General features: G+C 54.6%; 1 protein-coding gene. It reads right to left on the bottom strand.

From position 1 onward, the window contains the following. Nucleotides 1-1052 (bottom strand): photosystem II D2 protein (photosystem q(a) protein) (gene psbD / locus QT979_RS28910; protein ID WP_333297950.1); only part of this gene is annotated, 1052 nt, incomplete at its 3' end. Between the last annotated feature and the right edge of the window lies 1 nt (nt 1053).

The following is a 1053-nucleotide window of genomic DNA, read 5'->3' on the forward strand; positions in this document are numbered from 1 at the left end:
GCGTTACCGCGAGGCAGAACTTCTTCAGGGAAGATGAAGTTTTCGTGGGGTTGGTCTGTCGGAGCCATCCAAGCACGAATGCCTTCATTAAGCAGAATGTTCTTAGTGTAGAACGTTTCAAACTCAGGATCTTCAGCAGCGCGTAATTCTTGTGATACGAAGTCATAGGCGCGCAGGTTTAATGCTAAACCGACGATGCCAATGGAACTCATCCACAAGCCTGTAACAGGTACGAACAGCATGAAGAAGTGCAACCAGCGTTTGTTGGAGAAGGCAATTCCGAAGATTTGCGACCAAAAACGGTTGGCTGTAACCATCGAGTAGGTTTCTTCTGACTGAGTTGGGTTGAAGGCGCGGAAGGTGTTTGAGCCTTCGCCGTCTTCAAACAAGGTGTTTTCTACGGTTGCACCGTGGATGGCGCACAACAGCGCACCGCCCAAGATGCCTGCAACGCCCATCATGTGGAAGGGGTTGAGCGTCCAGTTGTGGAAGCCTTGCAGGAATAGCAAAAAGCGGAAAATTGCTGCGACGCCGAAACTGGGGGCGAAGAACCAGCCTGATTGACCCAAGGGGTAAAGCAGGAACACCGACACAAACACGGCGATGGGGCCGGTGAATGCTAGGGCGTTGTAGGGACGGATGCCTACCAAACGGGCGATTTCTATCTGACGCAGGCAAAAGCCGATCAGTGCGAAGGCGCCGTGGAGGGCTACGAATGTCCACAGCCCACCGAGTTGGAACCAGCGGGTAAAGTCCCACTGTGCTTCGGGGCCCCACAGGAACAGCAGGGAGTGTCCGAGGCTGTTGGCTGGGGTGGAGACTGCTACGGTGAGGAAGTTGGCTCCTTCGAGGTAGGAACTTGCCAAACCGTGGGTGTACCAGGATGTGACGAAGGTGGTGCCTGTTAACCAGCCACCGATGGCTAGGTAGGCGCAGGGGAATAGCAGGATGCCAGACCAGCCTACGAAGACGAAGCGATCGCGTTTGAGCCAGTCGTCGAGGACATCAAATATGCCTCTTTCGGTCTGGGCGCGTCCGACTGCGATTGTCATT

This window comes from Microcoleus sp. w2-18bC1, from assembly GCF_036700365.1.
Taxonomy (GTDB): domain Bacteria; phylum Cyanobacteriota; class Cyanobacteriia; order Cyanobacteriales; family Microcoleaceae; genus Microcoleus.